Origin of the sequence: Blastococcus sp. VKM Ac-2987, from assembly GCF_026967805.1 — a bacterium.
Lineage (GTDB): Bacteria > Actinomycetota > Actinomycetes > Mycobacteriales > Geodermatophilaceae > Blastococcus.
Genome location: NZ_JAPVBG010000001.1, coordinates 1,344,851 through 1,371,025 on the forward strand (window position 1 = coordinate 1,344,851; position 26,175 = coordinate 1,371,025).

At 75.6% G+C, this 26,175-nt stretch carries 24 protein-coding genes; 13 read left to right on the plus strand and 11 right to left on the minus strand.

Features of this window, described 5'->3' with window-relative positions; translation table 11 throughout:
• Positions 1–11: 11 nt before the first annotated feature.
• Positions 12–779: an endonuclease/exonuclease/phosphatase family protein gene (locus O2W17_RS06705; protein WP_269191623.1), complete on the plus strand. Its 768-nt coding sequence runs from the start codon at positions 12–14 to the stop codon at positions 777–779.
• Between the two features lie 2 nt (positions 780–781).
• Here O2W17_RS06705 and O2W17_RS06710 read toward each other — a convergent pair whose 3' ends face one another.
• The 3 genes from O2W17_RS06710 to O2W17_RS06720 all read right to left on the minus strand — a co-directional run bounded on the left by O2W17_RS06710 (position 782) and on the right by O2W17_RS06720 (position 3,303).
• The gene (locus O2W17_RS06710; protein WP_269191624.1) at positions 782–2,434 is read right to left on the minus strand and encodes an AMP-binding protein; all 1,653 of its coding nucleotides are present in this window, start codon (positions 2,432–2,434) and stop codon (positions 782–784) included.
• On the minus strand, positions 2,431–2,661 hold the full coding sequence (locus tag O2W17_RS06715) for a hypothetical protein (RefSeq protein WP_269191625.1): 231 nt from the start codon (positions 2,659–2,661) through the stop codon (positions 2,431–2,433). The genes O2W17_RS06710 and O2W17_RS06715 overlap by 4 nt, the downstream gene beginning before the upstream one ends.
• A gap of 117 nt (positions 2,662–2,778) precedes the next feature.
• On the minus strand, positions 2,779–3,303 hold the full coding sequence (locus O2W17_RS06720; RefSeq protein WP_269191626.1) for a hypothetical protein: 525 nt from the start codon (positions 3,301–3,303) through the stop codon (positions 2,779–2,781).
• Positions 3,304–3,355: 52 nt separating this feature from the next.
• Here O2W17_RS06720 and O2W17_RS06725 point away from each other — a divergent pair, with 52 nt between their 5' ends.
• Together O2W17_RS06725 and O2W17_RS06730 are read left to right on the plus strand one after the other, a co-directional pair.
• Positions 3,356–5,605, plus strand: coding sequence for a helicase C-terminal domain-containing protein (locus tag O2W17_RS06725; protein WP_269191627.1), 2,250 nt, complete (start codon positions 3,356–3,358; stop codon positions 5,603–5,605).
• Positions 5,606–5,661: 56 nt separating this feature from the next.
• Positions 5,662–5,982: a DUF1905 domain-containing protein gene (locus O2W17_RS06730; RefSeq protein ID WP_269191628.1), complete on the plus strand. Its 321-nt coding sequence runs from the start codon at positions 5,662–5,664 to the stop codon at positions 5,980–5,982.
• A gap of 6 nt (positions 5,983–5,988) precedes the next feature.
• Here O2W17_RS06730 and O2W17_RS06735 read toward each other — a convergent pair whose 3' ends face one another.
• On the minus strand, positions 5,989–6,489 hold the full coding sequence (locus O2W17_RS06735; RefSeq protein ID WP_269191629.1) for a DUF1648 domain-containing protein: 501 nt from the start codon (positions 6,487–6,489) through the stop codon (positions 5,989–5,991).
• A gap of 106 nt (positions 6,490–6,595) precedes the next feature.
• On the opposite strand from O2W17_RS06735, the gene O2W17_RS06740 reads away from it, so the two are divergent.
• Positions 6,596–8,281, plus strand: coding sequence for a DNA repair helicase XPB (locus O2W17_RS06740; RefSeq protein ID WP_269191630.1), 1,686 nt, complete (start codon positions 6,596–6,598; stop codon positions 8,279–8,281).
• On the opposite strand, the gene O2W17_RS06745 is transcribed toward O2W17_RS06740, so the two are convergent.
• Positions 8,282–8,683, minus strand: a complete 402-nt coding sequence (locus O2W17_RS06745; RefSeq protein WP_269191631.1) for a hypothetical protein — start codon at positions 8,681–8,683, stop codon at positions 8,282–8,284.
• A gap of 28 nt (positions 8,684–8,711) precedes the next feature.
• A complete protein-coding gene (locus tag O2W17_RS06750) occupies positions 8,712–10,901 on the minus strand; it encodes an HNH endonuclease signature motif containing protein (protein ID WP_269191632.1) in 2,190 nt (729 codons plus the stop codon).
• A gap of 236 nt (positions 10,902–11,137) precedes the next feature.
• Here O2W17_RS06750 and O2W17_RS06755 point away from each other — a divergent pair, with 236 nt between their 5' ends.
• Positions 11,138–12,910 carry a DEAD/DEAH box helicase gene (locus O2W17_RS06755; RefSeq protein ID WP_269191633.1) on the plus strand — a complete coding sequence of 591 codons (1,773 nt, stop codon included), beginning with the start codon at positions 11,138–11,140 and terminating at the stop codon, positions 12,908–12,910.
• A gap of 19 nt (positions 12,911–12,929) precedes the next feature.
• On the opposite strand, the gene O2W17_RS06760 is transcribed toward O2W17_RS06755, so the two are convergent.
• Both O2W17_RS06760 and O2W17_RS06765 read right to left on the minus strand, forming a co-directional pair.
• A complete protein-coding gene (locus O2W17_RS06760) occupies positions 12,930–15,923 on the minus strand; it encodes a helix-turn-helix transcriptional regulator (RefSeq protein WP_269191634.1) in 2,994 nt (997 codons plus the stop codon).
• Positions 15,924–15,985: 62 nt separating this feature from the next.
• Positions 15,986–16,117 carry a hypothetical protein gene (locus O2W17_RS06765; RefSeq protein ID WP_269191635.1) on the minus strand — a complete coding sequence of 44 codons (132 nt, stop codon included), beginning with the start codon at positions 16,115–16,117 and terminating at the stop codon, positions 15,986–15,988.
• A gap of 237 nt (positions 16,118–16,354) precedes the next feature.
• Here O2W17_RS06765 and O2W17_RS06770 point away from each other — a divergent pair, with 237 nt between their 5' ends.
• The gene (locus O2W17_RS06770) at positions 16,355–16,600 is read left to right on the plus strand and encodes a DUF6458 family protein (protein ID WP_269191636.1); all 246 of its coding nucleotides are present in this window, start codon (positions 16,355–16,357) and stop codon (positions 16,598–16,600) included.
• A 333-nt stretch (positions 16,601–16,933) separates the two neighbouring features.
• On the opposite strand, the gene O2W17_RS06775 is transcribed toward O2W17_RS06770, so the two are convergent.
• A complete protein-coding gene (locus O2W17_RS06775; protein ID WP_269191637.1) occupies positions 16,934–17,659 on the minus strand; it encodes a phospholipid scramblase-related protein in 726 nt (241 codons plus the stop codon).
• Between the two features lie 63 nt (positions 17,660–17,722).
• Between O2W17_RS06775 and O2W17_RS06780 the strand changes: the two genes are divergently transcribed.
• Together O2W17_RS06780 and O2W17_RS06785 are read left to right on the plus strand one after the other, a co-directional pair.
• A complete protein-coding gene (locus O2W17_RS06780) occupies positions 17,723–18,994 on the plus strand; it encodes an ArgE/DapE family deacylase (protein WP_269191638.1) in 1,272 nt (423 codons plus the stop codon).
• Complete coding sequence (locus O2W17_RS06785) at positions 18,991–19,632, plus strand: HD domain-containing protein (protein ID WP_269191639.1); 642 nt, start codon at positions 18,991–18,993, stop codon at positions 19,630–19,632. The genes O2W17_RS06780 and O2W17_RS06785 overlap by 4 nt, the downstream gene beginning before the upstream one ends.
• On the opposite strand, the gene O2W17_RS06790 is transcribed toward O2W17_RS06785, so the two are convergent.
• Positions 19,589–19,873, minus strand: coding sequence for a DUF4031 domain-containing protein (locus O2W17_RS06790; RefSeq protein WP_269191640.1), 285 nt, complete (start codon positions 19,871–19,873; stop codon positions 19,589–19,591). The two genes, O2W17_RS06785 and O2W17_RS06790, sit on opposite strands and share 44 nt — an antisense overlap.
• 38 nt (positions 19,874–19,911) lie before the next feature.
• Between O2W17_RS06790 and O2W17_RS06795 the strand changes: the two genes are divergently transcribed.
• From O2W17_RS06795 to O2W17_RS06805, 3 genes are all read left to right on the plus strand, one after another.
• Positions 19,912–20,907: a Gfo/Idh/MocA family protein gene (locus O2W17_RS06795; RefSeq protein ID WP_269191641.1), complete on the plus strand. Its 996-nt coding sequence runs from the start codon at positions 19,912–19,914 to the stop codon at positions 20,905–20,907.
• Positions 20,904–21,734 carry an SDR family oxidoreductase gene (locus tag O2W17_RS06800; protein WP_269191642.1) on the plus strand — a complete coding sequence of 277 codons (831 nt, stop codon included), beginning with the start codon at positions 20,904–20,906 and terminating at the stop codon, positions 21,732–21,734. The genes O2W17_RS06795 and O2W17_RS06800 overlap by 4 nt, the downstream gene beginning before the upstream one ends.
• Before the next feature lie 108 nt (positions 21,735–21,842).
• Positions 21,843–22,526: a hypothetical protein gene (locus O2W17_RS06805; protein ID WP_269191643.1), complete on the plus strand. Its 684-nt coding sequence runs from the start codon at positions 21,843–21,845 to the stop codon at positions 22,524–22,526.
• A 46-nt stretch (positions 22,527–22,572) separates the two neighbouring features.
• Here O2W17_RS06805 and O2W17_RS06810 read toward each other — a convergent pair whose 3' ends face one another.
• On the minus strand, positions 22,573–23,355 hold the full coding sequence (locus O2W17_RS06810) for a DUF72 domain-containing protein (protein ID WP_269191644.1): 783 nt from the start codon (positions 23,353–23,355) through the stop codon (positions 22,573–22,575).
• A 231-nt stretch (positions 23,356–23,586) separates the two neighbouring features.
• On the opposite strand from O2W17_RS06810, the gene O2W17_RS06815 reads away from it, so the two are divergent.
• Positions 23,587–25,653, plus strand: a complete 2,067-nt coding sequence (locus O2W17_RS06815; protein ID WP_269191645.1) for a fibronectin type III domain-containing protein — start codon at positions 23,587–23,589, stop codon at positions 25,651–25,653.
• Between the two features lie 73 nt (positions 25,654–25,726).
• Entirely contained in the window at positions 25,727–26,095 is a 369-nt protein-coding gene (locus O2W17_RS06820) for a VOC family protein (RefSeq protein ID WP_269191646.1), read from the plus strand.
• The last annotated feature ends 80 nt before the right edge of the window (positions 26,096–26,175 follow it).

A 26,175-nucleotide genomic window follows, 5' to 3' on the forward strand; every position in this document is an offset into this window, starting at 1 on the left:
ACAGGGGTCGGGTGCGCATCGCGACCTTCAACCTCCTGCACGGCCGCTCGCTCGACGACGGACGGGTCGACGTCGACCGGCTCGCCGCGGCGGTGAAGACCCTGGACGCCGACGTCCTGGGCCTGCAGGAGGTCGACCGCGACCAGCCGCGGTCGTTCGGCGCGGACCTCACCGCCGTCGCGGCCGAGGCGATGGGCGCGGTGGACTCGCAGTTCGTCGCCGCCCTGTCCGGGACACCCGGGGGCACCTGGATGGCGGCCACCGGCGACGAGCAGCCGGGGTCGGCCGGCTACGGGATCTCGCTGCTGTCGCGCTACCCCGTCGTCTCCTGGCGGGTCGTGCGCCTGGACCCGCTGCAGGTCAGCGTGCCGCTGTGGTCCCCGCAGTCACGGCGCCCGTTCCTGGCCCGCGACGAGCCGCGGGTGGCGGTGGCCGCCGTCCTGGACGGCCCCTCCGGTCAGTTCACCGTCTGCAACACCCACCTGTCGTTCATCCCGCGCTGGAACACCCGGCAGCTGCGCACGCTGGTGCGCTCGCTGGCGGGCACCCGGGAGCCGCTGGTGCTCATGGGGGACCTCAACATGCAGCAGCGCGCGGCCGCGCGGCACAGCGGCCTGACGCCGATCGGCACGGCGGCCACGTTCCCGGCGCCCCGGCCGACCCGGCAGCTCGACCACGTCCTGGTGCGCGGCGCCCTCCGCGCGGGCGGGCCGGCCGAGGCCGTGCAGCTGCCGCTGTCGGACCACCGGGCGCTCGTCGTGCCGGTCGAGGCGGCCTGACCTCAGGCGTTGCGCACGGCAGCGGCGGATTGCAGGCCCAGCTCCTCGACCGACACCGACCGCATCTCGACCTTGCGGATCTTGCCGGTGACCGTCATCGGGAACTCGTCGACGACCTTCACGTACCGCGGCACCTTGTAGTGGGCCAGCTTGCCGGCGCAGAACTCCCGGAGCGCCTCCGCGGTGAGCGGCTCGGCGCCCTCGCGCAGCCGCACCCAGGCCATCAGCTCCTCGCCGTAGCGCTCGTCGGGGACGCCGATCACCTGCGCGTCGACGACGTCGGGGTGGGTGTAGAGGAACTCCTCGATCTCCCGCGGGTACACGTTCTCACCGCCGCGGATCACCATGTCCTTGATCCGGCCGACGATGTTGAGGTAGCCGGCGTCGTCCATGACGGCGAGGTCGCCGGTGTGCATCCAGCGGGCGGCGTCGATGACCTCCGCGGTCTTCTCCGGCTGGTCCCAGTAGCCGAGCATCACCGAGTAGCCGCGGGTGCAGAACTCCCCCGGTGTCCCGCGCGGGACGGTCAGCCCGGTCACCGGGTCGACGACCTTGACCTCCAGGTGCGGGTGCACCTGCCCGACGGTGGCGGTGCGGCGCTCGAGGTCGTCGTCGGCGCCGGTCTGGGTGGAGACCGGTGAGGTCTCGGTCATGCCGTAGCAGATGGTCACCTCGGTCATCCCCATCTCGGCGACGACGCGCTTCATGACCTCCACCGGGCAGGGCGAGCCGGCCATGATGCCGGTGCGCAGGCTGGAGAGGTCGTAGTCGGCGAAGTCGGGCAGGCCAAGCTCGGCGATGAACATCGTCGGGACGCCGTAGAGCGAGGTGCAGCGCTCGTCCTGGACGGCCCGCAGCGTGAGCGCCGGGTCGAAGCCGGGCGCCGGGATGACCATCGTCGCGCCGTGCGAGGTGGCGCCGAGGTTGCCCATCCCCATGCCGAAGCAGTGGTAGTAGGGCACCGGGATGCACACCCGGTCGGCCTCGGTGTAGCCGCAGCCCTCGCCCACGAAGAAGCCGTTGTTGAGCAGGTTGTGGTGGGTGAGCGTGGCGCCCTTGGGGAAGCCCGTCGTCCCCGAGGTGTACTGGATGTTGATCGGGTCGTCGGCCGACAGCTCCGCGGCCCGCTCGACCAGCAGGCCGCCGTCGGCGGCGCGGCCGCGGTCCATCAGCTGCGTCCACTCGGGGGAGCCGAGGAACACGACCTCGCGCAGCTCGGGGCAGTCGCCGCGCACCTCCCCGACCATCGCGCGGTAGTCGCTGGTCTTGAAGTCCGGTGCGCTGACCAGCACCGAGATGCCGGCCTGCTTGAGCACGTAGGCGAGCTCGTGCGTGCGGTAGGCCGGGTTGATGTTGACCAGGATCGCGCCGAGCTTCGCGGTGGCGTACTGCACGAAGACCCACTCGGCGCAGTTGGGCGCCCAGATGCCGACCCGGTCGCCCTTCCGCACGCCGAGGGCGTCCAGGCCGAGCGCGCAGGCGTCGACGTCGGCGACCAGCTGCGGGTAGGACCAGCGGCGACCGGTGGCGCACTCGACGAGCGCCTCGTGGTCGCCGACCCGCGCCGCCGTCCGATCGAGGTTGGCCCCGATCGTGTCCCCGAGCAGGGGGGTGGTCGAGGTCCCGCTGCTGTAGGACGGCAGCGCAGCAGTCACCGCCGACGCCGCCCCTCGGGCGTCTGCACACCCGCCCGGTTCGGCTTGTCGGTGGGGTGCGCGTACCGCAGCCGGTCGGCCGGGAGCGGGAAGTCGTGGTCCTGCCCGAAGGGCGACAGCCCGCCGGCGACCGAGGCGGAGAGCTCCGTGAGCGGCGGTCCGCCGTCCTCCGACTCGCCCCAGGTGGGTTCCACGAGGTGCGCGTGCTTCTCGTTGCGCTTGGCCATGACGCCTCCGTGTGCGGTACCGGGTGCACCGCGCGGTGCACCGTTCCGGTCCATCTTGGCCGATCCCGCCCGGAGGGCGCACGCCACCGCCCCGGGCGGGTCGGCCCGCTGTCGTGCTCAGCGAGCCCGGGTCACCTCGCGGGCGCCGTAGACGGTGCCCGCCCCGTCCGCGGTCAGGACCCACCGGTCCCCGCCCACGGGCGCGGCCCGCACGGCGCCGCCGTCGAGGGCCTGCACGGCCCGGGTGCGCCAGACGGCGGTGCTCAGCAGCCGCAGCCGCACCGGTTCGTCGGACAGCTCGTCGAAGCCGTCGGGCTCGAAGGCCAGCAGCGCCGGGCCGGCGATCCGCAGCCTGCCGGTGCGCCAGGTGGTGCCCGCGAGGGCCCGCTCCCACCGCCGGGTGCGCAGCAGGGCGCCGGCCCCCGCCGCCACGCCGGCCAGCCCGCCGACCACCAGGAGGGCGACGCCCAGCCCGGCCCCGGGCAGCCGGCCGCCGCCCGAACCGGCCACCGCCACGGCGGCGACGCCGAGCAGGATCCCGAGGACGACGGCGATCAGGCCGCCACCGAGCCAGCGCAGGGCACCCACCTGGTGGGCGGCCAGGGCCGTCCTGGTCTGCGGGTCGTCACTCGCCGGGTGCATGCGCCCATGCTGGCAGGAGCACCGGCGCGATCGGCGACGTAGCGTGGACCGGATGTCCACGGAACCCCCTGCGACGCTCGCCGCCTGGCTGCGCACCCGCAGCGACGAGCAGCTGCGCGCGTTGCTGGTGGCCCGGCCCGACGTCGCCCGCCCCGCCCCCTCCGACGTCGTCGCGCTGGCCAGCCGCCTGGCGGTGCCGGTCTCCGTCGACCGCGCGCTCGACGAGCTCGACGCCGCGACCCTCCAGGTGCTCGACGTGGTGCTGCTCGCGCCCACCGACGGCATGGCCCCGGACGCGCTGGTCGCCGCGCTGCCCGAGGTGCCCGACGACGTCCTCACCGGCGCGGTCGGGACGCTCACCACCCGGGCGCTGCTGTGGGGCGACGACGTGCTGCACGCCCCCGACCCGGTGCGCCGCGCCGTCCGGCACCCCGCCGGCCTGGGGCGCCGCGCGCTCGACCTGCGCGTCCAGCTGCCCGCCGACCTCCCGGCCGCCCTGGCCGAGCTGGCCCCCGACGAGCGCGCTGTGCTGGAGAGGCTCGCCGGGGACCGCCCGGTGGGGCACCTCCCCGACGCGCCCGCCAACGGCGCGGCCACGCCGGCCCGCCGGCTGCTGCAGCGGGGCCTGCTCGCCCGCATCGACGCGCTGAACGTCGAGCTGCCCCGGGAGATCGGCGTGCTGCTGCGCGGCGGCTCCCCCTACGGCCCGCCGCGGCGCCGTCCCGAACCCGCGGTGGTCACGCGCGACCCGCAGGTGGCCGACCGCCGGGCCGCCGGGGCCGCGCTGGAGACCGTCGGCCGGATCGGCGAGCTGCTCGCGCTGCTCGAGGAGGAGCCCGCCGGGCTGCTGCGCAGCGGCGGCGTGGGCGTGCGCGACCAGAAGCGCCTGGCGAAGGCCCTGCACGTCCCCGAGCCGGAGGCTGCCTGGCTGCTGGAGCTGGCGTTCGCCTCCGGGCTGCTCGACGTCGGCGGGCCGCACCGCGACGAGTGGCTGCCCACCCGCGGCTACGACGTCTGGCGGGAGCAGGACCTCGCGGACCGGTGGGCCGTGCTGGCCGCCGGCTGGCTGGACGGCGTGCGGCTGCCCTCGCTGGTCGGGGTGCGGGACCTCGCGGGCAAGGCGGCCAACGCGCTCTCCCCCGACCTGGTGCGGCACACCGCGCCGGCGATCCGCCGCTCCGCGCTGGCCGTGCTGGCCGAGCGGCCGCCGGGCTCGGGGCTGGCGCCGGAGGACCTGACCGCGCTGCTGCGCTGGCGCACGCCGCGGCGGGCCGACCGGCTGGCGCCGGTGCCCGACATGCTCGCCGAGGCCGCGCGGCTCGGCGTCCTGGTGTCCGGCGTCCTCTCCGCCGCGGGCCGCGGGCTGCTCGCCGCGGGTGAGGACGGCGCCGCCGACGGCATGCGCGGGCTGCTGCCCGAGCCGGTCGACCACGTGCTCGCCCAGCCCGACCTCTCGCTGATCGCCCCCGGCCCTCTGGTCGCGGAGCTGGCCGACACCCTGGCCGTCGTCGCCGACGTCGAGTCCTCCGGTGGGGCGACGGTGTTCCGGGTGTCGGAGTCCTCGGTCCGCCGCGCGCTGGACGCCGGATGGTCGGCGACGGACCTGCACGACTTCTTCGCCAAGGCGTCGCGGACCCCGGTGCCCCAGGCCCTGGACTACCTGGTCGACGACGTCGCGCGCCAGCACGGGCGGCTGCGGGTGGGCGCGATCGAGTCCTACGTGCGCTCCGACGACCACGGGCTGCTGTCCCAGGTGCTCAACGACCGGCGGACCGCCGCCGCGGAGCTGCGCCGCCTGGCTCCCGGGGTGCTGGTCAGCGGGCTCGGTGCCGACGAGGTGCTCACAGTGCTCCGGGAGGCGGGCTACGCGCCGGCCGGCGAGAACCCGGGCGGCGCCGTCCTCACCCGGCCGCCGGCCCGGCCCCGGGCGGCCGGACGCCGGCCCGGCAGCGAGTCGCACCCGGCGCCGCGGGCGCTCTCGGCCGACGACCTCGACGCCACCGTCCGGGAGATCCGGGCAGGCGACGCCGCGCTGGCCGCCCGTCGCGGGGAGGCGGTGCGCCAGGTGCCCGGCGTGACGACGGCGTCGACGCTGGAGCTGCTCTCCCGCGCGGTGCGCGAGGGCGTGCCGGTGTGGCTGGGCTACGTCGACGCGCAGGGCAGCGGCAGCCAGCGGGTGGTGCAGCCGGTGTCGCTGGCCGGCGGCTTCCTGTCCGGCTACGACGAGCGGCGCGGGGAGAACCGCACGTTCGCCGTGCACCGGATCACCTCGATCGCCCTCGTGGAGCCCGACGCGGGCTGACCGGCCGCGCGGTCGTGAGGCCCCGCTCCGTCGGTGCCCGGCCCTACCGTGCCCCCGTGCCCGGACCGCCGACCGCCTCGTTCACCGCCGCGCTGTGGGTCCACGACGGGCCGGCCGGGTGGCACTTCCTCACCCTGCCGCCCGAGGTCGCCGACGAGGTCCGGGAGCGCGGCGCCGCCGCCCGCGCCGGGTTCGGCTCCGTGCGCGTCCACGCCACGGTCGGCAGCACCTCGTGGCAGACCTCGGTGTTCCCCGACGCGCGGAGCGGGTCCTACCTGCTGCCGGTCAGGAAGTCGGTGCGGGCTGCTGAGCGGCTCGCGGCCGGCGACCACGTGCGCGTGGAGCTCACCGTCGCCGGGCCCGCGGGCGCCGGCTGAGGCCGGTCACCCCGACGGCGGCACGGCGTACCGGCGGGTCCACGTCCACCACACCCGGGCGAGGACGACCACGAGGTAACCGGCCAGCAGCACGAGCGGCCAGGGGCCCAGCGCCGGGTCCGCCGCCGTCGCGGCGCGCACGACCAGCCAGTCGACGGCGGCGAGCAGCAGCATCGTCCAGGCGCCGAGGAGCCAGACGTCCGCGGCGATCAGCGCGCGGACCCGGTCGATGTTCTCCGGCCGTTTCCAGTGGTGCGGGTTCGGCACGTTGATCAGGTCCGGGCCCGCCCGGCGCACGAGCCACACCGAGCCGGCGAAGACCGCGACCAGGCCCAGACCCAGCAGCGCGGTGAACCACAGCGCCGCGGCCCGGCTGCTCCAGTCGTCGGGGTCGCCGCCGGCGCCGAAGTGGGTGGGCACGCGCTCCGGCAGCCGGCTCCACGACCACGCCCAGACGGCGGCGTAGAGCGCCACGGAGGCGGCGAACCACGTGCGCGGGCTCCCCATGGGGATCAACCTAGGCGGGAAGGTACCGAGCCCGGGCGGGGTTACGGTGGGTGGTCCGGCGCGGCGGTTCGCGCCCGGGCACCTCCCCCGACGGAAAGAGTGCTGCGTGAACGACGGTCCGCTCATCGTGCAGTCGGACAAGACCCTGCTGCTCGAGGTCGACCACCCGCTGGCCCGGGACTGCCGGTCGGCGATCGCGCCGTTCGCCGAGCTGGAGCGGTCGCCCGAGCACGTGCACACCTACCGGGTGACGCCGCTCGCGCTGTGGAACGCCCGGGCGGCCGGGCACGACGCCGAGCAGGTCGTCGACGCCCTGGTGCGGTACTCCCGCTACCCGGTGCCGCACGCGCTGCTGGTCGACGTCGCGGACACCATGGACCGCTTCGGCCGGCTGACGCTGGCGCAGAACCCGGTGCACGGGCTGGTGCTCACGACCACCGACCGAGCGGTGCTGGAGGAGGTCGTCCGCTCGAAGCGGGTCGCCCCGATGCTGGGCGCGCGGATCGATCCCGACAGCGTCGTCGTGCACCCGTCGGAGCGCGGTCGGCTCAAGCAGGCGCTGCTCAAGATCGGCTGGCCGGCCGAGGACCTCGCCGGCTACGTCGACGGCCAGGCGCACCCGATCGAGCTGGACCAGGCCGACTGGCACCTGCGCGACTACCAGCAGGAGGCCGTCGAGGGGTTCTGGGCCGGCGGCTCGGGCGTCGTCGTGCTGCCCTGCGGTGCCGGCAAGACGCTGGTGGGCGCGGCCGCCATGGCCGAGGCGAAGGCGACCACGCTGATCCTGGTGACGAACACCGTCGCCGGGCGGCAGTGGAAGCGCGAGCTGATCGCCCGCACCTCGCTGACCGAGGAGGAGATCGGCGAGTACTCGGGCGAGCGCAAGGAGATCCGGCCGGTCACCATCGCGACCTACCAGGTGATCACCACCCGCCGGAAGGGCGAGTACCGGCACCTGGACCTGTTCGACGCGCAGGACTGGGGCCTGATCGTCTACGACGAGGTGCACCTGCTGCCCGCGCCGATCTTCCGGCTGACCGCGGACCTGCAGTCCCGCCGCCGGCTCGGGCTCACCGCGACCCTGGTGCGCGAGGACGGGCGCGAGGACGACGTCTTCTCGCTGATCGGGCCGAAGCGGTACGACGCCCCGTGGCGGGACATCGAGGCGCAGGGCTACATCGCCCCGGCCGAGTGCATCGAGGTGCGGGTGTCGCTCGACGACGAGGAGCGGATGACCTACGCCGTCGCCGAGCCCGAGGAGCGGTACCGGATCGCGGCCACCGCGCAGTCGAAGCTGCCGGTGATCCGGCGGGTGCTGGAGCGCCACCCCGAGGAGCAGAAGCTCGTCATCGGCGCCTACCTCGACCAGCTGGAGGAGCTCGGCACCGCGCTCGACGCCCCGGTCATCCAGGGGTCGACGACGAACAAGGAGCGGGAGCGGCTGTTCCAGGCGTTCCGCGTCGGGGAGATCAAGACGCTGGTCGTCTCGAAGGTCGCCAACTTCTCCATCGACCTGCCCGAGGCCGCGGTCGCCGTGCAGGTGTCCGGGACGTTCGGCTCGCGGCAGGAGGAGGCCCAGCGGCTCGGCCGGGTGCTGCGCCCGAAGGCCGACGGCCGCCAGGCGCACTTCTACACGGTGGTCAGCCGGGACACCCTCGACAGCGAGTACGCCGCGCACCGGCAGCGCTTCCTCGCCGAGCAGGGGTACGCGTACACGATCGTCGACGCCGCCGACCTGGCCGGCCCGGGCGAGGTCAACGGCCCCGACTGGGTGGACGAGCCCGCGGACTGATCACGGCGCCGCCACCTGGTCGAACGTTCCCACCGGGACGATCCCCTCGGCGCGCGACCGTGCGGCCGGGTCGACGGAGACGAAGAGGTCGGCCTGCAGCCGGGTGACGGCCAGGTACTCGGCGTCGGTCGTCGAGTCCAGGCCGTGGTCGCGGGCGATCTCCCAGGCGACCTGACGGGAGACGCGGTCACCGAGCGAGCGGATCTTCACGCGGGTCATCGCGTCGTGCCGCGCGAGGGCCTCGCGTTCGGTCAGCTCGCCCCGGCGGACGGCGGTGAACAGCAGGTCGAGCGCCTGCGACCGCAGCACGTGCGGCGCGACCAGCTGGTGACCGGACGCCACGGGGACGCCCTCGGCCACCAGGTGGAGCAGCGTGGGCGCGTCGATCACGAACCGCGTCATGCGGCTGGACCGTGGTGCCGCTCGCGCCTCAGTAGGGCGGCGGCGAGGTGCACGACAGCAGGCCGGTCGGGGTGGTCACCGAGAGGGTGCCGTCGGCGGCCAGCTCGTGCTGCCACCCGGGGGCCTGGTGCTTGCCCCGGTGGTGCGGCGTGCAGTAGCCGGCGAGGTTCGCGGCGCTGGTCGGTCCATCGGGCCAGGGCCGGTCGTGGTCCAGCTCGCCGGCGCGCGGCACCGGCCGGCGGCAGCCGGGGAACCGGCATCGGCGGTCGCGGGCCCTGAGGTACCGGTCCAGTGCCGCGCCGGGGCGGTAGCCGGGTGACTCCGGCGGCGGCCCCAGGCCTGCTCGGTGCTGCAGGTCGTGGATGCAGCGACCGGGATCGCGGCGGCAGGCGTCGGCACCGCAGTGCGCCAGCCGGCGCAGCTCCCGGCTGTCGGTCAGCGCCAGCAGCGCCCCGTCGAGGGCATCGACGAGCGCGACCCTCGGCCGGTCGACCAGCCCCCCGCCTGTCCGGTCGAGCAGGTCGGCCAGCGCCGCGCGCTGCTCGTCCGTCACGGCGGCCAGAGCGCTCAACGCCTCCGGCACCGCCGGGGCTCCTTCCCCGCGGCGCGACCGCCGGGGATCCTGGTCCGCGGGCCCGCCGGCGTCCACGGCACCGGCCGCATCGGCCGAGCCCACCGCGTCGTCGCCGGCGTCGGCGTCGGCGGCGTGGATCCCGTCGGCGGCGACGGTGAGCTTGCCGGCGTCCACGACGTCGGCGATCTCCGCGGATCGCACCGCTTCGCCGGCACGGCCCAGCGCACGCTCCAGCTCCAGCAACGCGGCGCCGGTTGTGGTGACGGCTCGATCGGCGTCGGCCCATGTCGTCGGCAGAACGTCCGTCACCGGTGCGGCAGCCGGCCAGGGATCGAGCGACGACGAGAGCACGTCCGCTGCCGACGGCATCGCCTGCCAGCGGGCCTGCTCCGCCCAGTAGCGGGCGAGCTCTTCGGGCGGCGGGTCCTCCTCCCCACCCCATTCCTCGAGCGGCGGGTCGTCACCCCCACCCCACTCCTCGGGCGGCGGGTTCTCACCCCCACCCCGCTGCTCGAGCAGCACGCGCGCCTCGGTCTCGGCCCACCACTCCTCCAGCGCGCGCTCCTCGGTCACCGGCTGCGCGACGGGCCGAGGCGGCAGGAGGGGCGGAGGCAGCGGAGCCGAGGCGGGCGCGACGGGTGTCGCGGTCGGCCGCGCCGTCGCGGGCGTGGCGGGCACGGATTCGCCGTCCACAGCATCGGAAGTGGCTGCGGCTCCGGGCAGCAGACCCAGGGCGCGGGCGAGGGCACGCACCATCTCGGCCGGCACCGGCTCTCCGCCGATCTCGCCCGGCTCGTCCCCGCCGGCGAGCGTGGTCACGCCGGCGACCACGGTGAGCTGCGCCTGCACGGGCCGGAGATCCGTCTCCCCCGGGCGCAGCACGCAGTCGAGCAGGCAATCGGCCATCTTCTGGCCGCGGGTGCGCTGGTCCTCTGGGTCGCCGAGTGCGTCGGCGTAGCGACCGAGGGCGTCGAGCAGCGCCTGCGCCTCCGGCACCGTGAGCAGCGAGCTGACCACGGCCATCCCCTCGGTGGCGTCCGGGTGGACGAAGACGCCCCGCTCCCGCAACCGCGCGCTCAGCCGCCCGGCGGCGTCCCTGGCGTCACGGGCGAGCACCATGCGGCGGGCCTTCGCGCCCAGCTGGGCAGGAGTGGTGACCCGACCCCTCGCCCACGCCAGCAGGTCGGCCTCCACCCGGGCCCTCACGGCCGCCTCCCTGATCGGCGCCACCTTCTCCAGCAACGGCCACGGGTGGCCGACGTGCAGTGCTCCGGACTCGAGCGCGGCCAGGGTGCGGGGCAACCGGTGCACCAGGGTGAGCGAGCGGACCAGCAGCGTCTGCGCCGCCTGGGAGGAGCTGGACAGCGCGACGGCCAGCTCCTGCACCGCCCACTCGCTGACGTCGGCCAGGACCTCCGGTCGTGCGGCCCGTCGCTCGGCGCTCATGGCCCCGGGTTCGCCCGGTGGCCGATCGGCCGACGCGGGGCGCGTGGCGGCGAACTCGGCGACCGCCCGAGCACGCAGCGCGGTCTGGCGGGCGATCTCGCGGTCGGCGGCCTGGACGGCACCGAGCGGGCCCGACGCCCATCCGGCGGCGGGCGCGGCCGCCTGCGCGACACCCTCACGCTGCCCGCCGTCGATCATGCTGTCGATCGTATGTTCGACCTCTGACAGTTCCGGTGCGCCTGGGATGCGCGTGACCGGCGGGGCGTGACGAGACGGTCCGTTCGCGGCATGACGATCGCCACACCTCGTTGGATCACGAGCGAACCTGCTGGTCAGCGAGCCGTCCCCGGCTCGCCATACGCGGCGACGGCCGAGGCGCGCGGTAGGCCCCCGTTGGGCGTGTTGCCCCGCCGCCGACCAGAATGGGCCGCGACATGGGGAGTGCATTGCGAGCGGAGGCCTCGGGCCCGCAGACGACCAGCCGACCGCTCCGGGCGTGGCAGCAGACCGCCCTCGGCCAGTACGAGGAGGCCTCCCCCAAGGACTTCCTGGTCACCGCTACGCCGGGCGCCGGCAAGACGACCTTCGCCCTGACCCTCGCCGCCCGGCTGCTGTCCCGCCGGGAGGTCGCCCGCGTCGTCGTCGTCTGCCCGACCGACCACCTGCGGCTGCAGTGGGCCGAGGCCGCCGACGCGATGGGCATCGTCCTGGACCCGAACCTGACCAACGCCGTCGGACCGGTGCGCGCCGGCACCCAGGGCTACGTCACCACCTACGCGCAGGTGGCGGGCAAGCCGATGCTGCACGCCGCCCGGTCCACCGCCGTCAAGTCGCTGGTGATCCTCGACGAGGTGCACCACGCCGGCGACGGCCTCTCCTGGGGCGAGGCGGTCGAGGAGGCCTACGGCATGGCCGCGCGCCGGCTCTGCCTCACCGGGACGCCGTTCCGCACCAAGCCCGACGAGCGCATCCCCTTCGTCCGGTACGAGGAGGACACCTTCGAAGGCGAGGCGGGCGGTCTGGTCAGCCGGGCCGACTACACCTACGGCTACAAGGAGGCGCTGGCCGACGCCGTCGTCCGCCCCGTCGTCTTCGCCGCCTACACCGGCACGTCCCGCTGGCGGAACTCCGCCGGTGAGGTCGTCGCCGCGTCGCTGAGCGAGGCCGGCACCCGGTCGGTGGAGATGCAGGCGTGGCGCACCGCGCTGGATCCCAAGGGCCAGTGGGTGCCGCACGTGATCGCGGCGATGGACGACCGGATCACCCACCTCCGTGAGGAGGGCGGCATGCCCGACGCCGCCGGGTTGGTGCTGGCCAGCGACCAGGACGACGCCCGCGAGTACGCCAAGATCGTGCGCCGGGTGACCGGCAAGGCGCCCGAGCTGATCCTCTCCGACGACCCCAAGGCGTCGAAGAAGATCGAGAAGTTCAACAAGGGCGGCGCCCGGATCGCGGTCTGCGTGCGGATGGTCTCCGAGGGCGTCGACGTCCCGCGCGCCGCCGTCCTGGCCTGGATGACCTCCTACCGCACCCCGCTGTTCTTCGCCCAGGCCGTCGGCCGTGTCGTGCGCGCCCGGACGCCACACGAGTCGGCGACCGTCTTCCTCCCCGCCGTGCGCCCGCTGCTGTCGCTGGCCGCGTCGATGGAGGAACAGCGCAACCACGTCATGCCGCCGCCGAAGACCCAGCCGGACGAGGAGCTGGAGGCGCTCGACCTGCCGCCGCGGGAGCCGAAGGAGGGCGAGATGAAGCAGTGGGAGGCCCTCGAGGCCGACGCCCGCTTCGCCCACGTGCTGAGCAGCGGGACGGCGCACACCGGTGAGGGACGCCCCGCGCTGGTGGCCCCCGAGGAGGAGGACTTCCTCGGCATCCCCGGCCTGCTCACCCCGGAGCAGACCGCGTCACTGCTGGCCAAGCGGGACGACGAGCTGCGGATCCGCATCGCGCAGAGCCATCGCAACGACGGCGACGACTTCATGGTCGTCGAGGACCACCCCGACGAGGACGACGCCGGCCGCTCGTGGCGCGACGCCGCCGAGCTGCGCCGGGAGATCAACCGTATGGTCAACCGGGTCGCTGCGCGCACCTCGCAGCCGCAGGCCGTGGTGCACACCCAGCTGCGCCAGTCGGTGCCCGGCCCGCCGTCGGCATCGGCGTCGGTCGACGTGCTCCGCGCCCGCCGGGAGCGCCTCCGCACCATGCTCTGACGCGCTCCGGGCCGGTGGGTCAGGACGTCGTCAGCAGGCCGCGCGAGGCGGCGACGGCGACCGCCTCGGTGCGGCCGCTGGCGCCGAGCTTGGCCAGGATGTTGCTGACGTGCACGCTCGCGGTCTTCTCGCTGATGTACAGCTCGCCGCCGATCTGCCGGTTCGTGCGCCCCCGCGCCAGCAGCCGCAGCACCTCCGCCTCGCGCGGGGTGAGGACGGCGGAGACCGACGGCGTGCGGATCCCGGCGACGTCGAGCCGTCCCCGCCGCGCCAGCGCCTCCACCGCGGCCCGCAGCGGTCCGGCCCCCAGCCCGACCGCCACCTCGTGCGCCAGCTGCGCCTGCTCGGTGGCGCCCACCCGGTCACCGGTCGCCAGCAGCGCCTCGGCCAGCCGCCACCGGGACCGCGCGATCTCGTACCGGTGCCAGGGCTCGAACGCCGCGACGGCGGCCCGCCACAGCTCCGGCTCTGCCCGGTCGTGCAGCCGCGCGACCTCGGCCTCCACCCGCGCCAGCCACGCCGCCGCCTCGACCTGCAACGCCGGAGTCACCTCCCGGCGGTAGACGTCGACGGCGTACCGCGCCGCGTCGGCGAGCCCGTCGCCGGCCGCGACCCAGTGCTCGGCGACCGCTCCGTCGTCCACGAGCCGCGCCGCGGCCACGGCGTCGCCCACCGGCCCCAGCGCACCGGCGGCGATGCGCAGCACGGCCAGGTGGTCCTCCGGCCACTGCTCGCGCAGCCGCCGGCACGCCGCGCCGGCGACCGCCGCCGCCGTCGCCGGATCGCCCGCCCAGCCGGCGAGGTCGACCTCCGACGCGGCGGTGACCAGGCCCAGCAGCACGTGCTCGCGCAGCCGGGGGATCAGCGCCCGCGCCCAGCCGAGCCGCTCCCGCGCCGCCGCCTCCCCCCGTCCCACCAGGACCAGCAGGCCGGCGGCCCGCACGTGCGAGGCCATCTCCGGCACCCGCGCGAGGGCGTCCGCCTCGGCGAGGCTCGCGTCCCACTCCCCCGCCATGTACAGCGCGGTGACCTGCAGGTGCCGCAGCTCGGCCGGGTAGAAGGCCCACTCCATGCCCAGGTCGCGCGCCCGTGCCGTCGCCTGCCCCGTCCACGCCAGCGTCTCGGGGATGCGCCCGCCCTCGAAGGCGAGGGTCGCCAGGTTGAACAGCACCCGCATCTCGACGTCGACGTCCCCCGACCGCTGCGCCCGGGCCAGCGCCTCCGCCAGCCGCTGCCGCACGGTCTCCTCGTCGGGCGGGGGGTGCGCGCGCACCTGCGACACCGCCGTGTCCGACCACGCGCCGTCCAGCCCGAGCACGTCGGCCGCGGCGAGGGCCTCCTCGGCCGCGGCGTCGCCCTCGGCGAGCAGGTTGAGCGAGTAGCTGGTGCGCGCATGGGTGGCCGCCGCCCACGTCCGCACCTCGGAGGGCGGCTCCGCCGGCACCAGGCTCAGCGCGGCGGCGCTCTCCTGGTGGGCGCCGTGCACGTTCTCCACCCGCGCCATCGTCTGGGCCAGCGTGTAGTGCACCCGCGCCCGCCGCGCCGGGTCGCCGTCGGGACCGAGCACCTCGAGGGCCGAGCGGAGCAGCGCGACGGCGCGGTGCAGCTCCCCCACCGTGCGCGCGGTGGCCGCCGTCTCGGTCAGCAGCGCCACCTGATCGCGCCCGGCCCGCCCGGTGGCGTCGGGCACCGCCGACCACAGCGCGAGCGCGCCCTCCAAGTGCTGCAGCTGCTCGGCCGGTGCCCCGACGCGGCACGCCTCCGCCGCCGCCTCCAGCGACGCGCTCAGCGCCGCCGGCAGGTCGTTGCTGCCTCGCGCGTGGTGCGCCCGCTCGGCCGCGGTGCCGGCGTCAGGGCGGTCGGCCAGGTACGCGGCGATCGCCGCGTGCAGTCCCACCCGCTCGCCCGGCAGCAGGTCGGCGAGGACGGCCTCGCGCAGCAGCGCGTGCCGGAAGCGGTAGCGCCCGTCGTCGGAGACCACGAGCAGGTGGTGGTGCACGACCTCGGCGAACGCCCGGTCCAGCTCGTCCGCGGCGAGCTCGCCGATCGCGGCGACCAGCTCGTGGCGCACCCGCCGGCCGGCGACGGCGGCCACCCGCAGCACCCGCTGCGCCGCCGGCGACCGCTGCTCCACCCGCGCCAGGAGGACGTCGGTCAGCCCCAGCGGCAGCACCTCGCCCTGCAGGCCGGCGGCGAGCAGCTCCTCGGCGTAGAAGGCGTTGCCCTCGGCCCGCGCGACGACGTCGTCGACCGTGCCCTCGGGGATGCCGCCGGCCTCGGCGGCCAGCCCGCGGACGAGGTCCCCCACCGCCGCATCGGGGAGCGGGGGCAGCTCGACCCGCTCCACCCCGGGCAGCCGCACCAGCTCGGCCAGCAGCGGGCGCAGCGGGTGCCGCCGGTGCAGGTCGTCCGCGCGGTAGGAGGCGACGACCACGACCGGCTCGTCGGTCAACCGGGCGAGCAGGTAGCGCAGGAGGTCGCGGCTGGACCGGTCGGCCCAGTGCACGTCCTCGAGCACCACCAGCAGCGGGCCGGTCGCGGCCAGCTCGCACAGCAGCCCGGCGACCGACTCGAACAGCTGGAGTCGGCCGTCGTCGACCGGCTGCGGAGCCGCCCGGTGCGGCAGCGGGCTGCCGAGGTCCTGACCCTCCGCGGGCGGCCGCACCGGCACGACCGCGCCGGGCCGGCCGGCGATGAGCCCGGCGAGCACCGGGTTCTCCCGCGCGACGGGCACCAGCTCGGGATCGGCGACCACCGGGCGGAGCAGGTCGACGAAGGGCAGGTAGGGCAGGCCGACGTCGCCGAGGTCGACGCAGTGGCCGGTGAGCACCCGGACGCCGCGGTCGCGCGCCCGGCGGGCCAGCTCGTCGAGCAGCCGGGTCTTGCCCACGCCCGCGTCGCCGGCGAGAAGCACGGCCGACGCGCGCCCGGCGACCGCGCGGTCGACGTGCGCGAGCAGGCGGGCGAGCTCGTCGGCCCGGCCCACCAGCGGGGCATCGTCCCAGCGTGACACGGCAGGGATCGTGGCATGCGGGGGCGACAGGACCACCGCGTCGCCGCCCCGTCCAGCTGCGCTCAGCGCGAACGCCGGCGCAGCCGCACCCAGGGTCCCGGCCGGCTCCGGGTGCCGCGGCCGAGCGACTGCAGCACCTCGCGCCGGTAGGCGAGCTCGGCCTCCAGGCCGGGGTTCGGGTAGTGCAGGGTCATGGCCGTTCCTTCCTCGTCGTCGGTGACGGGAGGAACGTTCGTGCTGAGGCGGGCGCCCGGGCATCGGGCGACCACGCCGTCCGGGGCCCGCAGTTCGGCCTAAGGGGGACTCAGACGCACCCGTCAGGGTGACATCGGGGTCCTGCGGTGGTTCACGGCCCGCGGCACGGGAACCGCTGCGCCCGCGGCGAGCGCCGCCGGTCCCCTCCCTGGGAACCGCGACAGGAGGAGTTCGCCATGCGACTCGGAACCGCCATCGTGCTGCTCGCGCTCGGCGCGATCCTGACCTTCGCCGTGCGCGTGGACGCCACCGGCGTCGACCTGCAGGTGGTCGGCTGGATCCTGATGGCCGTCGGTGCGCTCGGCATCGTCCTGGAGCTGGCGGTCCGGAGCCGCCGGCAGCGCCGGGTCACCCGCACCGACGCGTACGGCGACCCGGCCGGCGCCCCGGTCCGCCGGAGCACCACCGAGGAGAGCTACTGAGCGAATCCGCTCGGAGGACGCGGGAGCCCCCGCCCGGTACGGGCGGGGGCTCTCCTGCGGATGGGGTCCGGACCGGATGACGGCCGCCTCGCGGCGAGATGCACAACGCGGCTCCAGGCCCCCGACCGAGGTCGGGGCGGTAGTCCGTGAAGGCGTAACCAAATGGCACCCGGGGGCACGATGCACCCGGCCCGGACAGCTACGAGGCTACCCGCGGACGGTCGGACATGTCGCCCCGAGTGGGCCCGCAGGGTCCGCGCAGGGGCGACGATCCGGCTCCGCTCAGGAGGGGACGGCACCTGGCCGCGGTGCGGTCCGGAGGACCGCGGTGTCTCAGTTGAACCCGCGCTCGTCCTGCTTGAGCGCGGTGTCGACCGTCAGGGCCGAGGCGATGACCATGCTGGCCAGGGGCTCGGGCAGGCGGTAGCGCACCAGGACGACGTAGCGGTCGGCGGTGGTGAACATCGTGCGGGCCAGCCCCTCCCACTTCTTGGTGATCCGCGCGACCTCGACGCCGGCCGCGTCGGTGATCGCGAAGTCCCAGGCCCGCCAGTTCTCGGCCTGGATCGCCCCGACCGGCTGACCACCGGCCACCAGATCGAAGCGGATCTTCCCGAAGACGTTGGCCTGCACGATCTCCCCGACCGGCGCTCCGTCGGGCCGCTGCACCACCACCCGTGACCTCACGAGCTTCGCCGGCCGGGTGAGCACCAGCACCGGCCCGCGGGCGTCGCGCACCTCGAGCCGGTGGGTCAGGAACTGGTCGAGGTTCGAGACCAGCCGCACGGCCTTCTTCAGCGAGCTCTGCCCCACCTGCACGACGGCGCCGATTCGCTGGCCACCCCCGTCGAGCACCGCGTACTCGTTGGTGAGCTCGATCAGCTTGGTCTTCTGGTTCACCAGGAGCACCGGCTGGTCGTACAGCGAGGGGCCGGCGGGCGGGGACGGCGGCGCGGCCTGCTGGACGTGCTCGGTCCAGCCCTGGCCGTCCCACCACCGGGCGCCCGGACCGCCGCCCGGATCGGGGTACCAGCCGGGCGGGGGCGGGGGTTGGCTCACGGCCGACAAGCTAGCCGTCCGCACCGTCCCGGCCGGTCGGCGACGCGTGCCAGACTCCCGCGCATGGCCGACCTCACCGCCGTCGAGGAGCGCGTGCTGTCCGCCGTCGACGAGCGGTGGGCGGTGGAGCGGCTGTGCGCCATGGTCGCCGTCCCGTCGGTCGGCGGAAGCGCGGCCGAGAGCGAGGTGCAGCACCTGCTCGGCGACTGGCTCGAGGAGCTGGGCTGCACCACCGACCGGTGGCCGATCGATCTCGCGGAGGCGGCGAGCGCCCCCGGCGCCCCAGGCCAGGAGGTCGTGCGCAGCGAGGCGTGGGGTGTCGTCGGCACGGTCGACGGCGCCGACGGCGGCACGCCGGCGCTCGTGCTGGCCGGGCACACCGACGTCGTCCCGCCCGGTGACCGCGACCTGTGGGCGGGCGACCCGTTCGTCCCCCGGATCGCCGGCGGGGCCGTGCACGGCCGCGGTGCCTGCGACATGAAGGCCGGGGTGGTCGCCGCGCTGGCGGCGGTGCACGCACTGCGGACGGCGGGAGTGCGCCTGGCCCGCCCGATGGCGCTGCACGGCGTCGTCGGCGAGGAGGACGGCGGCCTCGGCGCCTGGGCCACGCTGCGCCGCGGGCACACCGGCGAGCTGTGCGTCATCCCCGAGCCCACCGCCCGGGCCGTCGTCACCGCCCACGGCGGGGCCCTCACCTTCCGGCTGGAGGTGAGCGGCCACGCCGCCCACGCCGCCATGCGCGACCGCGGCGTCTCCGCCGTCGAACTCTTCGCGCACGTGCACGGGGAGCTGATCGCCTTCGAGGCCGAGCGGCAGCGCGACGCCGATCCCCGCTTCGGCGAGGCCCGGTTTCCGCACGGCATCTCGATCGGCCGGGTGCAGGCCGGCGACTGGGCCAGCTCGGTGCCCGACCGGCTGGTCGCCGAGGGCCGGTACGGGGTCCGGGTGGGCGAACCCGTGGAGACGGCGCGGGCGGCGCTGGAGGCCCGGCTGGCCGACGTCTGCGCCGCGCACCCGTGGCTCGCCGCGCACCCGGTGCGGCTGACCTGGACCGGCGGCGCCTTCGCCAGCGGCGAGCTGCCGGCCGGCTCACCGCTGCTGCCCGCGATGCGCTCCGCCGTGGTGGACGCGGGCGGCGACGAGCCCACCGAGCGGGCGATCGCGGCCGGCACCGACCTGCGGCTCTACGCCGCCGCGGGCATCCCGACGCTGCACTACGGCCCGGGCGACCTGCACCTCGCGCACGGGCCGCAGGAGTCGGTGCCGGTGGCCGAGCTGGTCACCGCCGCCCGCGCCTTCGCCCTGCTGGCGCTGCGCAGCTGCGGGGTCCGGTGAGCGGCCCGGTCGGCTTCGACGCCTGGACCGCGCTTGCCGGGGACTCCCCCACCTCGCGCACCGAGTGGGCCGCCGTCGTCGCGGCGTGGAGCGAGCCGCACCGCACATACCACGACCTGGCACACCTGGCGGCGGTCCTGGGCCTGGTCGACCGGCTGGCCCCCGACGTCCCCGATCCCGCCGCCGTGCGGCTGGCCGCCTGGTACCACGACGTCGTCTACGACCCACGGCGCGCGGACAACGAGCAGGTCAGCGCCGACCGCGCCCGCGCCGGTCTGCGCGGGCTGGTCCCCGACGAGCGGGTCGACGAGGTGGTGCGGCTGGTGCTGCTCACCGCCGGGCACGACGCCGCACCGGGCGACGCGAACGGCGCCGCCCTCTGCGACGCCGACCTCGCGGTGCTGGCCAGCCCGCCGGCGGCCTACGCCGGCTACGCGTCGGCGGTCCGCGCCGAGTACGGGCACCTGGACGACGAGACGTTCACCGCCGGGCGGATCGCCGTCCTGGAGCAGCTGCTGGCGCTGCCCCGGCTCTACCGGCTGCCCGCCGCGGAGGAGTGGGAGCCGCTGGCCCGCGCCAACCTCGGCGCGGAGCTCACCCTGCTGAGGCAGCGGGCCGGCGGGGCTTCCGGAGCCTGAGCCCGGCGGCGAGCAGCCGCTGCAGCAGCTCCCGGCACTCGACCGGTTGGGCGCCGGCCGCCACCGCGACGTCGTAGAGGTCCTCGGGGACGTCGTAGTGGTCGCCCTGGAACGCCCGCCGCGGGATGCCCAGCTCGGCCGCCACGAAGGCGTGCAGCTCCGCGTAGCTGACGTCGCTGACCAGGTGGGACCAGCGGCGGCCGCGCCACGGCCACACCGGGGAGTCGATCAGCACGGCCACGGGGAGCAGTCTGCCGCGCCCCGACTAGCGTCTGCCGGGTGAGCGCAGAGATCCGCTGGGGAGTCGTCGGTCCGGGCCGCATCGCCGAGAACGTGGTGCACGACTTCGCGCACGTGCCGAACGCGCGGCCGGTGGCGGTCGCGTCGCGCTCGCAGGAGCGGGCCGACGCCTTCGCCTCCCGGCACGGGCTGGACCGGGCGCACGGCTCCTACGCGGCGATCATCGCGGATCCGGACGTCGACGTGCTGTACCTGGCCACCCCGCACCCGCAGCACCACGCGCTCGCGCTGGCCGCCCTCCGCGCGGGCAAGGCGCTGCTGGTGGAGAAATCGTTCACCGCCACCACCGCGGGCGCGGTCGAGGTGGTGGACCTGGCCCGGGAGACCGGCGTCTTCGTCATGGAGGCCATGTGGACGCGCTTCCAGCCGGCCGTCGTCGCGGTGCGCGAGCTCATCGCCGACGGCGCCATCGGCGAGATGCGCTCGGTGCAGGCAGACCTCGGCGTGGCCCGCGAGTACGACCCGGCCGACCGGCTCTTCGCCATGGCGCTCGGCGGTGGCGCGCTGCTGGACCTGGGCGTCTACGTCGTCTCCTTCGCCCAGATGCTGCTCGGCACGCCGCAGCGCGTCGTCGCCGCCGGTTCGCTGTTCCCGTCGGGGGTGGACGCCGACGCCTCGCTGCTCCTCGACTTCGGCGACGGCCGCACGGCCTCGCTCACCACCTCGCTGCGCAACGCCCTGCCCGGGCAGGCGCGGGTGTTCGGGACGACCGGCTGGATCGACGTCCTGCCCCGCTTCCACCACCCGGACACCATCGTGCTGCACCGCGCCGGCGCCGAGCCGGAGACGATCACCCGCCCGCAGACCGGCACCGGGTACGCGCACGAGCTCGTCGAGGTCACCGAGTGCCTGCGCGCGGGCCGGAGCGAGAGCGCCGTCATGCCGCTGGCCGACACGCTCGTCGTGCAGGACGTGCTCGACCGGGCCGCGGAGCAGCTCGGCGTGCGGCACGCGGAGGCGGTCGACGTCCTGTGATCGTCGTGACCGCCGCCGGCGGGGTCACCGGCACCGCCGTCGTCCGGACGCTGCTGTCCCGGGGCGAGGAGGTGCGCGCGGTCGTCCCGTCGAGCCGCCCGCGCCCCACTCTGGACGGGCTCGGCGCCGAGGTGGTCGTCGGGGACCTGACCGGCGACCTGTCCCCCGTCCTGGCCGGCGCCGACGCGCTGTACCTGATCTGGCCCAACTTCGACCCGGGCGAGGCGACCGGTGCACCGGAGGTCCTGGCGCAGGCGGCCCGGTCGGGGGTGCGCCGGCTGGTCTACCACTCGGTGCTGCGACCCCAGGCCCGCGCGATGCCGCACCACGCGGCGAAGGACCGCGTCGAGGAGGCGCTCGACGGCGCGGTCGCCGGGACGGCGGCTCGGTGGCGGGTGCTGCAGCCCTGCGCCTACGCCGACAACCTCGACGGGCAGCTGGCCGCCGCCGTGCGGAGTGGCGAGCTGCGCAGCCCCTGGGGCCTGGAGCGGGCGCAGTCCTTCGTCGACCTGCGCGACGTCGCCGTGGCCGCGGCAGTGCTGCTCACCGCGGATGGCCTGGACAGCGGCACCTTCGAGGCCGTAGGCCCCGAGGAGCTGACCGCGCCCGACGTCGCCGCGCTGCTGTCCGCCCGCTCCGGGCGCCCGGTCACCGCCGTCGACGTCCGGGCCGACGACGACGGGACCTACGCCGGCCGCTGCCGCACCACGATGTTCGACTGGTACCGCGCGCACGGGTTCACCGGCAGCCCGCGGGTGCTCACCGGCCTGCTCGGCCGGCCGCCGCGCACGGTCGCCGAGCACCTGGCCGACCGCCCCACCGGCTGACCCCACGACCGGGTGATTCCACCCGTCCGGCTACAGCCGCCGCCGTCGGCTGCCGATATCCGTCCGAACAGGCCGCGCCCGCGGCCCACGGTTCGGGAGGACCCACCCATGGCACTGCTCGAAGGACTCGCCGCCGTCGTCGCCAAGATCGCCGGTGCCGGCACCGCGGCGCAGGTCGCCACCGGCCTGGGCATCGCGGCTGCCGGCGTGACCGGCGCCGGTGCCGCCGGCGCGCTCCCGGCCCCCGTGCAGGACGCCGTCTCGGCGACCGTGGAGTCGGTGACGTCGTTCGACATGGCCGGCTCCGACGACTCCACCGAGGTGGCGGTCGTCGAGACCGAGACCGAGTCCGAGACGGAGACGGAGACCGAGACCGAGACCGAGTCGGAGACCGAGTCCGAGTCGGAGACCGAGACGGGAACCGAGACCGAGGAGCCCTCCGAGGAGGGCACCGAGGACGGCGCCGACGACAGCGACCTCCGCGGGCTGGACAACGCCGTCACCCACGCCGACGAGCACGCCCAGGACGCGCTGCAGGCCGCCCAGGCCCGCCAGGCGGCCCAGGACGCGGAGAAGGCCACCCGGGACGCCGCCAAGGAGGCCGAGAAGGCCGTCCGCGACGCCGCCAAGGAAGCCGAGAAGGCCGCCCGCGACGCCGCCAAGGCCCAGGAGCGGGCCGCGAAGGACGCCGAGAAGGCCGCCCACCAGGCCGCCGAGAAGACCGAGGAAGCTGCCGAGGAGGCCGCCGAGCAGGCCCGCGAGGACGCCGAGCGCGCCGCCGGCCGGAACTGACGCCCGGACGGCCGGGGCCCCGTGCGGGCCCCGGCCGCCGCCGGTCTCAGGCCGACGCCCAGGCCAGCCCGGTCGCCTGGTCGGCCGTGGGCACGCGGGTCGGCGTCCCCCCTGCCCGGCGCACCGCGTCGGCGAACAGGCACGCGTCGATGACCGCGGCGCACCCCGGGTCGTTGTTGAAGTAGACGAGCACGTCGCCGCCCCCGTACGTGGCGGCCAGCCGGTCGGCCCACAGCCGGAGCGTCTCCGGCCGGTAGCGCCAGTTCTCCAGGCCGGTGTGGAAGCGCAGGTACCCCCAGTCGGCGGTGTGCCACAGCGGCGCGACCGGCTGCTCCATCCGGTCGGCCCAGCACAGCGCCGCCCCGTAGCGCTCCAGCAGCGCCCGGATCTCGTCGGTCCACCACGACTCGTGCCGCGGCTCGACGGCCACCCGCGTGCCGCCGGGGAACTGGGCCAGGCAGCTGCGCAGCAGCTCCGCATCGGCCTTCAGCGTGGGCGGCAGCTGCAGCAGGATCGCGTCCAGCTTCCCCTCCAGGCCCTCGGCGCGGCCCATCAGCCGGGCGACCGGCTCCTCCGGCTCGCGCAGCCGCTTGATGTGGGTGAGGAACCGGCTGGCCTTGACCGCCCACCGGAAGTCCGGCGGCGTCCGCTCGCGCCAGCGGACGAACGTCTCGCGCTCGGGCAGCCGGTAGAAGGCGTTGTTGCTCTCGACGGTGGCGAAGTGCTCGACGTAGTGCTCCAGCCAGAGCCGCTGGGCGAGCTTCTGCGGGTAGAAGGCACCGCGCCAGTCGCGGTACTGCCACCCCGACGTCCCGATGATCACCGTCACGGTCAGCCGCCTACCCGGCGGGACCACGGGTGAACGTTCCCGGCGTCCGGAGCCGGCCCCTCCCCTTTTGGGGGGTCCCGGTACCCCACACCTCGGCTGCCTCCCCGCCGCTCCGCTCGACGACCGTGTGCACGTTCCCTCGATCGAGGCGACCGGACACGAACTGCGGAGAAGGCCATGACCAGAACAGGACCGACCACCGGGCGTGGTCGCGGGAGAGGAGCCGGACCGGTGGCCACCTCCGCGACCGGACTGCTCCACGCCCCCAGCCGGAAGCGCCGCGCCGTGGCGGGAGGCCTCGCGGCCATCACCGCCACCGCCGGGCTCTTCGGAGTCGCCACGAGCGCCTCTGCCGGCAACCCGCCGAGCGGGCCGGGCAACATCGAGGTCTTCCCCGACCGCGACATGATCGCCATCGAGGGCTACACCGCCCAGGCCGGCCAGACCGCGACCCTCACCGTCACCCGTGGCGGCCAGACCGTCGGCACCGCCACGGGGGTCGTCGACGACACCGGCTTCCGGGAGTGGAACCACGACTCCGCCAGCTGCTTCACCGGCGTCACGCCCGACCTCCGGGCCGGTGACGAGGTGTCGCTGTCGTTCAGCGGGTCCCCGCTGGTGGACGGCATGCGGGTCGGCTCGGCGGCGATCACGCAGGTCACCGCCAGCGACCCGGCCGAGGGGAACGTCAACTCCGTGACGTTCTCGGGCAGCTACGGCGCCGACGTGAACCTGGACCGGTTCGCCGTCGAGGTCGTCAACCCGGCGATGCGGGACGAGGGCGCCATCGGTGAGCGGGCGATCGGCTGGAGCCCCAACGAGGTGCCCGACGAGGTCCCGACCGGCTACACGGTCTCGGGCACCGCGGCGAACGGCGAGTTCTCCGTGACGTTCGACGACCTGTCGCCGTCGGACCAGCAACTGGTGTTCGAGGGACAGGCGGTGGCGCTGAGCTGGATGGCCGAGGCCACCACCGTCGAGGCACAGCTCGGTCTGACCCTGGCCGAGTACGGGCTCGCCAGCGGTGGCGCACCCGGGTGCCCCCCCGGCCCGGACGGCGCCGAGCCCCCCGTCGGTGAGTACTCCACGGTGTGGAACGCCGACGGCACCGCAGCCACGGTCACCTGGGCGTCCGCGGCTCCGGTCGCGGGTGGGGCGCCGGTCACCGGTTACAGCGTCACCGCCATCGACCAGGCCACCCAGCGGCAGGAGGGCTACCGGGTGGGCGCGAGCACCACGCAGGTCGTCCTGGACGGCCTGACCGGCGGTGCCCTGTACACCATCGAGGTCCGCTCGATGGTCGGCAGCGAGATCGGCGCTCCGTTCGCCCTGGCCGGGACGATCGCGCCGCCCAACGAGGACGGCTCGGGAGACACCACGGCTCCCGTGGTGACCACGACCCCCGAGCTGACCGGCACCACGGCGGTGGTGACCTCGTCCCTCACGCTGGCCGCCGACGAGGGGACTCTCTACTACACGACCGACGGCAGCCCGGTGACGACGGTGGAGGGCGGCAACGTCCCGTCGGCCACCGCGACGCTCTACACGGCGCCGATCCCCGTCACCACGGCCGACACCACCGTGAACTACGTCGCGATCGACGCGGCCGGCAACGCCACGCACGGCTCCGGTGTGGTGTCGCCGGCGCCCGCTGCCCCGGCCGTCGCGCCCACGGGTCTGGCGATCACCGGAACGGCCGGCGCCGGACCGGACCCGGCCGCGCCCCAGGGACGGGTCGACCTCGCGTGGAACCCGGTGCCGGACGCCACCGGCTACCGGGTCCGGGTGTTCCTGCGGACGGACGCGACGGCGACGGACGCGGCCACGGTCGTGCTCCAGCCCGACCGGGACGTGGTCGTGACCGGTACCACGGCCCAGGTCACCGGCCTGCCGAAGAGCGCCGACGGTCAGCGGTACGTCTTCCGGGTGCAGTCCCGGACCCCGGCCGCCACCGCGTACAGCACCCTGTCGGCGGGGGTCAACCACCGGGTCGTCGGTGACGACGTCGCGATCGGGCTGGCCCAGTTCCGGACCGGGGACGAGTTCCGCATCTCCGGATCCGGCACCGTGCCCGGGGCGACGATCACGGTGCACCGCACCAACGCCGCGGGCACCGGGCCGGTCGCGACCCCGCTCGCCGGCTACCCGACGGGTGTCGTCGGCGCCATCGAGGCCCCGGAGAACGTGGGCGCCTGGGAGATCACCGTCGACCCGGCACCCGCGACGGCACCGGCGGAGATCTGGATCAAGTCCAGCGAGGGCAGCGTCTCGGGGCCGTTCCCCGTCGAGGTCCGCTGAGCCCACCCGTCGAGGGCCCGTCACCACCCGGTGGCGGGCCCTCGGTCTGCCCGGGATGTGGTGAGGTCGGGGCATGGCCGACGCCCCCGCCCGCTTCAAGGACCTCTGCCTCGACGCCCGCGACCACCACGCGATGGCCGACTGGTGGTCCGCGGCGCTGGGCTACGTCCGCAAGGACGTGCTCGACGACGGCACCGTGCGCGAACGCGACTGGCCCGCGCTGATCGTCGACCCGTCGGGGGCCGGGCCCGACATCTGGTTCAACCCGGTGGTCGAGTCGAAGTGGGTGAAGAACCGCATGCACCTCGACGTCGTCGGCGACCGGGACGCACTGGTGGCAGCCGGCGCCCGGGTCGTGCGGACGCAGGGCGCCGACATCGACTGGCACGTGCTGGCCGACCCGGAGGGCAACGAGTTCTGCTGCTTCCCGCCGGAGGACTGAGGCCCCGCACGCCGACAGGGGCGGCCCGCCGGAACGGACCGCCCCTGCCGGGCAGTGCTGGTACTACGAAGGGGCTGGAC

Coding starts and splice junctions, on each gene's coding strand:
- O2W17_RS06715 (WP_269191625.1), bottom strand. CDS start 2,661: ATGGCCAAGCGCAACGAGAAGCACGCGCACCTCGTGGAACCCACCTGG.
- O2W17_RS06720 (WP_269191626.1), bottom strand. CDS start 3,303: ATGCACCCGGCGAGTGACGACCCGCAGACCAGGACGGCCCTGGCCGCC.
- O2W17_RS06725 (WP_269191627.1), top strand. CDS start 3,356: ATGTCCACGGAACCCCCTGCGACGCTCGCCGCCTGGCTGCGCACCCGC.
- O2W17_RS06735 (WP_269191629.1), bottom strand. CDS start 6,489: ATGGGGAGCCCGCGCACGTGGTTCGCCGCCTCCGTGGCGCTCTACGCC.
- O2W17_RS06745 (WP_269191631.1), bottom strand. CDS start 8,683: ATGACGCGGTTCGTGATCGACGCGCCCACGCTGCTCCACCTGGTGGCC.
- O2W17_RS06750 (WP_269191632.1), bottom strand. CDS start 10,901: ATGATCGACGGCGGGCAGCGTGAGGGTGTCGCGCAGGCGGCCGCGCCC.
- O2W17_RS06755 (WP_269191633.1), top strand. CDS start 11,138: ATGGGGAGTGCATTGCGAGCGGAGGCCTCGGGCCCGCAGACGACCAGC.
- O2W17_RS06765 (WP_269191635.1), bottom strand. CDS start 16,117: ATGACCCTGCACTACCCGAACCCCGGCCTGGAGGCCGAGCTCGCCTAC.
- O2W17_RS06770 (WP_269191636.1), top strand. CDS start 16,355: ATGCGACTCGGAACCGCCATCGTGCTGCTCGCGCTCGGCGCGATCCTG.
- O2W17_RS06780 (WP_269191638.1), top strand. CDS start 17,723: ATGGCCGACCTCACCGCCGTCGAGGAGCGCGTGCTGTCCGCCGTCGAC.
- O2W17_RS06805 (WP_269191643.1), top strand. CDS start 21,843: ATGGCACTGCTCGAAGGACTCGCCGCCGTCGTCGCCAAGATCGCCGGT.
- O2W17_RS06820 (WP_269191646.1), top strand. CDS start 25,727: ATGGCCGACGCCCCCGCCCGCTTCAAGGACCTCTGCCTCGACGCCCGC.